This window comes from Kitasatospora sp. NPDC007106 (assembly GCF_040634455.1).
GTDB classification, from domain to species: domain Bacteria; phylum Actinomycetota; class Actinomycetes; order Streptomycetales; family Streptomycetaceae; genus Kitasatospora; species Kitasatospora arboriphila.
In genome coordinates this window covers 21,428-27,427 of sequence record NZ_JBEYFP010000032.1, presented here as the reverse complement: position 1 = coordinate 27,427, position 6,000 = coordinate 21,428, and the positions used below count along the sequence as shown (strand labels likewise).

The window sequence follows — 6,000 nt, the reverse complement described above, 5'->3', positions numbered from 1 at the left end:
GCCGAGGCTCCGGCCGCCGAGGCTCCGGCCGCCGAGGCTCCGGCCGCCGAGGCTCCGGCCGCCGAGGCTCCGGCCGCCGAGGCCGAGCAGGCCTGACGTACCAAGGGTGAGGGGCACCCACCGGGTACGACACCGGTAGGTGCCCCTCTCTCCCGTGCGGGGGCCGAGCCACCGGCCCCGCACCACCCCACGCAGACACGCGAGACGTGAGAAGAGATCACACCATGGCGAACTTCACCGCCGCGGACGTCAAGAAGCTCCGTGAGCTCACCGGCGCCGGCATGATGGACTGCAAGAAGGCCCTGGACGAGGCCGAGGGTGACGTCCAGAAGGCCGTCGAGCTCCTCCGCATCAAGGGCCAGAAGGGCGTTGCCAAGCGCGAGGGCCGTGACGCCTCCAACGGCGCCGTCGCCTCGCTGATCGCCGAGGGCAACAAGGCCGGCGTCCTGGTCGAGCTGAACTGCGAGACCGACTTCGTCGCCAAGGGTGGCAAGTTCGTCGAGGTCGCCAACGCGATCGCCGCGCACGTCGCCGCCACCTCCCCGGCCGACCTCGAGGCCGCCCTGGCCTCCGAGATCGCCGCCGGCCAGACCGTCCAGCAGTTCGTGGACGAGGCCAACGCCACCCTCGGCGAGAAGATCGTCTTCCGTCGCTTCGCGCAGTTCGACGGCGACGGCTTCGTCGGCGTCTACATGCACAAGTCGGACCCGGACCTCCCGCCGACCATCGGTGTCCTCGTCGAGCTCGACAAGGAGAACGCCGAGGTCGCCAAGGACGTCGCGCAGCACATCGCCGCCTTCGCGCCGAAGTACCTCTCCCGCGAGGACATCCCGGCCGAGGACCTCGAGAACGAGCGCCGCGTCGCCGAGGCCACCGCTCGCGAGGAGGGCAAGCCCGAGGCCGCCCTGCCGAAGATCGTCGAGGGTCGCGTCACCGGCTTCGTCAAGGAGAACTCCGTCCTGGAGCAGGCGTTCGCCAAGGACAACAAGAAGACCGTCGCCAAGGTCCTCGAGGAGAACGGCGTCGCCCTCAAGCGCTTCGTCCGCTTCCGCGTCGGCGCCTGAAACCCGTTCCCCGGCGCTTCCGGCCTAAGGTAGGAAGCGCGCCGGGCCGCAGCAGCGGCCGGGAACGCGCCGATCGTGCTCTCCAGCACCCCTCGGGGGGCGCGTCGGCACCATGAACGACGAGGAGGCCATTGCCGTGCAGGACACCGTACCGGTTCCCGCGGCAGTGGCCTCCTCGCGTGTACGCGCCCAGCGCGTACGCACAGAGCCGGGCACCGCACTCCCGGTGTTGTGAGCAGCACATGCAGCCCTGCGAGTCCGCAGGTGGAGAAGGAGAAGTCCATGCAGGAGACGCTGGAGACCGGCCGGGACACGCAGGACGGTTCGCGCCGCCGGGTGCTGCTCAAGCTGTCGGGTGAGGCCTTCGCCGGCGGCGGCGGCCTCGGCGTGGACCCGGACGTGGTGCACGCCATCGCCCGCGAGATCGCCACCGTCGTCCGCGCCGGCACCGAGGTCGCCGTGGTGATCGGCGGCGGTAACTTCTTCCGGGGTGCGGAGCTGCAGGTCCGCGGCATGGACCGGGCCCGCTCGGACTACATGGGCATGCTCGGCACCGTGATGAACTGCCTGGCGCTGCAGGACTTCCTGATCAAGGAAGGCATCGAGACCCGCGTGCAGACCGCCATCACGATGGGCCAGGTCGCCGAGCCCTACCTGCCGCTGCGCGCGGTGCGGCACCTGGAGAAGGGCCGTGTGGTGATCTTCGGCGCCGGTATGGGCATGCCGTACTTCTCCACCGACACGACGGCGGTGCAGCGCGCGCTGGAGATCCACGCCGAGGTGCTGCTGATGGGCAAGAACGGCGTCGACGGCGTCTACGACTCCGACCCGCGCACCAACGCGGCGGCGGTCCGGTTCGACTCGCTGGACTACACCGAGGTGATCGCCCGCGACCTCAAGGTGGCGGACCTGACGGCCATCACCCTGTGCAAGGACAACGACCTGCCGATCCTGGTCTTCGAGCTGCTGGCCGAGGGCAATATCGCCCGGGCGGTGAAGGGTGAGAAGATCGGCACACTCATCAGCCAGGAAGCCGCCCGGCCCTGAGCAGCAATCAGCCGTCCGGGGCACCGGTACGGGACTACAGCAGATGAACCGGACAGGGAGCAGACAGTGATCGAAGAGACCCTCCTCGAGGCCGAGGAGAAGATGGAGAAGGCCGTCGCCGTCGCCAAGGACGACTTCGCCGCCATCCGGACCGGCCGTGCCCACCCGGCGATGTTCAACAAGATCGTCGCGGACTACTACGGCGCCCTGACGCCGATCAACCAGCTCGCGTCGTTCTCCGTGCCGGAGCCGCGGATGGCCGTCATCACGCCGTTCGACAAGAGCGCGCTGCGCAACATCGAGACCGCGATCCGCGACTCGGACCTCGGCGTCAACCCGTCCAACGACGGCTCCATCATCCGCGTGGTGTTCCCGCAGCTGACCGAGGAGCGCCGCAAGGAGTACATCAAGGTCGCGCGCGGCAAGGGCGAGGACGCCAAGGTCTCGATCCGTTCCATCCGCCGCAAGGCCAAGGACGCCATCGACAAGCTCGTCAAGGACGGCGAGGTCGGCGAGGACGAGGGCCGCCGCGGCGAGAAGGAGCTCGACGACGTCACGGCCCGTTACGTGGCCCAGATCGACGAGCTGCTGAAGCACAAGGAAGCCGAGCTCCTCGAGGTCTGATGAACGACGCCCCCGACGCCCAGGGCATCCGGGGCGGAACCGAAACGCTCGCCACCGAGTTCTCTGCTGCGGGTGGCCCCCGTGCCGACGACCCCCGTCGGCCCCGAACGGGTCACTCGCAGCAGCCTGTGGTGTACCGAAGGGGCACTGCGGCACAGAATCGGACCATGCCCCCCGCGCAGGAGACACCCGTGGCCCCAACCGACCAGCAGCCCCGCAAGCAGCGCGGCGGCCGCAATCTGCCTGCCGCGATAGGCGTGGGGGTCGGCCTCGGCGCAGTGATCGTCGCCTCGCTGTTCTTCGTCAAGGCGCTCTTCCTGGTGGTCGTGGTCGCGGCCGTCGCGGTGGGCGTCTGGGAGCTGAACTCCCGCCTGGCGGAGACCAAGGGCGTGCACGTGCCGATGGTCCCGCTGATCGCCGGCGCCGTGGCGATGCCGCTCGTCGGCTACACCGCGGGCGGGCAGTGGGCGTCCGCCGTCCTGGCGCTCACCGGCCTGGCCGTGCTCGTGTGGCGGATGAGCAAGCCCCCGGAGGACTACCTGCGGGACGTCACGGCGGGTGTGTTCACCGCCTTCTACGTCCCGTTCCTGGCCACCTTCGTGGCGCTGATGCTGGCCGCCGAGGACGGTGCCTGGCGGATCCTGATCTTCCTCGTGGTCACCATCTGCAGTGACACCGGCGCCTACGCCGTGGGCTACAAGTTCGGGCGGAACAAGCTCGCGCCGACGATCAGCCCGGGCAAGACCCGGGAGGGCCTGGCCGGTGGCATCGGCCTGTCGATGATCGCGGGCGCGCTGCTGATGGAGTACGCGATCGACGGCGGTGCCTGGTGGCAGGGCCTGATCCTGGGCGGCTGTGCGGCGGTCACCGCCACCCTGGGCGACCTGGCCGAGTCCATGATCAAGCGCGACATGGGCATCAAGGACATGGGCACCCTGCTGCCGGGCCACGGCGGCATCATGGACCGGCTCGACTCGCTGCTGCCGACGGCCCCGGTGGCCTGGCTGCTGCTCGCGGCCTTCGTCGGCGGCTGATCCCGCGCCACCCGTTCCACCACCGCGAGCCCCGGGCGTCCACCGCCCGGGGCTCGCGGCGTGAAGGGGTGTGGCCCGGTGGGTACCGTGGCATCCGTGAACGCCACCGGGCAGGCACTGGAGCGGCTCCAGCAGTCGTCCTCCGCCAGGCCGATGATCTCGCCCTGACGGAGACCGCACCCGGCACCGGGATCCGCCATCGCCTGGTACCGGTCCGGGAGCGCGGCCCGTACCGCGAACACCTGCTCCGGGAGCCAGGGCACGCCCCGTCGGCCTCGACTGCCGGGGGCCGGACCGACTTCGCTCCACACGGATTCCGGGTCGGGTCTGCTCGGCAGCCGAGCGCGCCGCGGGCATCCACCTCTTCAGCAAGGGAATGGGAGTAGCTGCGCCTCAGCTTGGCATCGACCGTGCGGTGGCCATCGTTCGGACCGCAGACGCCGAGACCATCACCCTGCTGAACCCCCGGGTGATCGAGGAGTCAGCCGAGACCGACGAGCAGTACGAGGGCTGCTGGAGCTTCTTTGACGTGCGCGGCATGGTTCCCCGACCGCGCGCCATCACGGTCGAACACCAGGAGATCGACGGTCAGCGTCGGATCACCATCTTCGAGAATGCCGTTGTGCGCCTGGTTGCCCATGAGATCGACCATCTTGAGGGCGTCCTGTACACGGCCCGAATGCGGCCTGGCGTGGAGCCGGTCCCCCGTCTCCGAGTGCCGGGGGACCGGTCAGGTGTGGAGCTATGGGGCTGGTCCTGCCGAGCGGTGGCTGTTGCTCAAGGCGCCTCGCTCCGCTCGGCGGACGGGGTAGGTGGAGCCCACGGGGAAGGCACCTCAGGGCGGGATCGGAGATCACCGGCCAGGATTCCCGGCTCCCTGCAGTACCAGACGTAGCCTCACGATGTTCGGGGCGCCGTGCCTGCGGTGCGCGCCCCGCCTCCTGTCTTCTCCCCGGTTCGGGCTTTGCCGTCCTCGGTCGCGCCCGCAAGGGGTGAAGAGCTAAGGCCGAGACGGACAGGTCCGACTTCCATCACCACGCGGCGGAGGCCGGCGCGTTCAGGCCGATCGTTGCTGCCGTTGGGCGGCGCGTTTGGCGAGCAGGCCCGCCAGCAGCATGACGACCAGGCTGATACCGGCGCCGCACACCGTCCAGAGCACCCGGTAGCCCTCGGCGGCGTAGTGGGAGGGCTGCGGCAGGTCGGCCAGGATGAGCGCGCCTGCGGCGATGGCGGCGGAGTAGAGGGCGTAGTTCAGAAAGCGGATCCCGACGGCGTGCACGAACAGGACGAGCGCGACGACCTCCAGCCCGCGCGTCATCGCGAAGAATCGGAGGCCGGTCTCGCTGGCAGGCAGCAGGAGCAGCAGCGCGGCCGCGATGGCGCCGATGAACGCACCCGAAAGGCGCTGGGCGGAGACGAGGGTGCTCTGTTCCAGGTTCGGCTTCATCGCGATGATGGCCGCGATCGGGATCCAGTAGCCGTACTGCAGGTCCAGTCCGAACGCGAGGGCGACGGTGCCGCCGATGACCAGGGCGCGGAGCACCACGAACACGACGACCGGCGGGGTCAGCTTCTTGTGCGAGGTGTCTCCGGGGATCTCGACGAACGGCTGGGGCAGGTCCCGGCGGCCGCGGATCAGCCACTCGACGAACGTCATCAGGATCCACAGTGCTGCCCCACCCGCCCAGGCGACCACCTGGGCCCAGGTGTAGCTGGTGATGCGGGCGGCATGGTGGAGGTTGAACGCGAGCCCGACGGCGACGATGAACCAGACGTTGAGCAGCATGGCATTGACGAACCTGTGCACCCCGAACGTGAGGGCCAGGCCGGCCACCAGCGTGACCACGAAGGCCGCGAGCGCCAGCCACCCCCAGGCCTCGCCCCCGATCCCGAACGCCAGCGCAGTGATCCCCGCGCCGATCAGCGCGAAGACGGCGTTGTGCGACGCGCGGTACCCGAACCCGCCACCCGGGTCGGCCAGCGACGTGAACAGCATGCCGAACAGGGCGCTGAGCAGGTACACCTCATGCCCGATCGCCCAGAAGACGATCAGCGGCACCAGCCCGACGTCCAGGAACACCACGGCTCGCCGCCAGTTCACGCCCGCGTGGTTGAGTTCGAACACCTTCGACAGCCAGCTCATCACCTTCCCCCGGTGAACGGGCCGGCCGTCTCGTTCGGTTGCGCTGCTCATGGCCGCCCTTGCTCGCCTGCTGCCGGGTATGTCGCTC

6 protein-coding genes and 1 pseudogene are annotated in these 6,000 nt (G+C 69.7%); 5 read left to right on the top strand and 2 right to left on the bottom strand.

Features of this window, described 5'->3' with window-relative positions; all coding sequences use genetic code 11:
- Positions 1 to 224: 224 nt before the first annotated feature.
- From tsf to ABZ641_RS06115, 4 genes are all read left to right on the top strand, one after another.
- A complete protein-coding gene (gene tsf, locus ABZ641_RS06130; protein WP_344625124.1) occupies positions 225 to 1,064 on the top strand; it encodes a translation elongation factor Ts in 840 nt (279 codons plus the stop codon).
- 282 nt (positions 1,065 to 1,346) lie between these two features.
- A complete protein-coding gene (gene pyrH / locus ABZ641_RS06125) occupies positions 1,347 to 2,111 on the top strand; it encodes a UMP kinase (RefSeq protein WP_263103490.1) in 765 nt (254 codons plus the stop codon).
- Between the two features lie 66 nt (positions 2,112 to 2,177).
- Positions 2,178 to 2,735 carry a ribosome recycling factor gene (gene frr / locus ABZ641_RS06120; RefSeq protein ID WP_344625123.1) on the top strand — a complete coding sequence of 186 codons (558 nt, stop codon included), beginning with the start codon at positions 2,178 to 2,180 and terminating at the stop codon, positions 2,733 to 2,735.
- Positions 2,735 to 3,769, top strand: a complete 1,035-nt coding sequence (locus tag ABZ641_RS06115; protein ID WP_359979532.1) for a phosphatidate cytidylyltransferase — start codon at positions 2,735 to 2,737, stop codon at positions 3,767 to 3,769. Before frr ends, ABZ641_RS06115 begins: the two co-directional genes overlap by 1 nt.
- A 137-nt stretch (positions 3,770 to 3,906) precedes the next feature.
- Here ABZ641_RS06115 and ABZ641_RS06110 read toward each other — a convergent pair.
- Positions 3,907 to 4,088: pseudogene (locus ABZ641_RS06110) on the bottom strand (site-specific integrase); the annotation flags it as partial.
- Positions 4,089 to 4,145: 57 nt separating this feature from the next.
- Here ABZ641_RS06110 and ABZ641_RS06105 point away from each other — a divergent pair.
- Entirely contained in the window at positions 4,146 to 4,664 is a 519-nt protein-coding gene (locus ABZ641_RS06105) for a peptide deformylase (RefSeq protein ID WP_359979529.1), read from the top strand.
- Positions 4,665 to 4,826: 162 nt separating this feature from the next.
- Here the strand turns inward: ABZ641_RS06105 and ABZ641_RS06100 are convergent, their stop codons facing one another.
- Complete coding sequence (locus ABZ641_RS06100) at positions 4,827 to 5,963, bottom strand: FUSC family protein (RefSeq protein ID WP_359979527.1); 1,137 nt, start codon at positions 5,961 to 5,963, stop codon at positions 4,827 to 4,829.
- Positions 5,964 to 6,000: the final 37 nt, after the last annotated feature.

What these genes read in the sequence shown, in the direction of transcription:
- tsf (WP_344625124.1), top strand. Translation starts at nt 225, where the DNA reads ATGGCGAACTTCACCGCCGCGGACGTCAAGAAGCTCCGTGAGCTCACC.
- ABZ641_RS06105 (WP_359979529.1), top strand. Translation starts at nt 4,146, where the DNA reads ATGGGAGTAGCTGCGCCTCAGCTTGGCATCGACCGTGCGGTGGCCATC.
- ABZ641_RS06100 (WP_359979527.1), bottom strand. Translation starts at nt 5,963, where the DNA reads ATGAGCAGCGCAACCGAACGAGACGGCCGGCCCGTTCACCGGGGGAAG.
- pyrH (WP_263103490.1), top strand. Translation starts at nt 1,347, where the DNA reads ATGCAGGAGACGCTGGAGACCGGCCGGGACACGCAGGACGGTTCGCGC.
- ABZ641_RS06115 (WP_359979532.1), top strand. Translation starts at nt 2,735, where the DNA reads ATGAACGACGCCCCCGACGCCCAGGGCATCCGGGGCGGAACCGAAACG.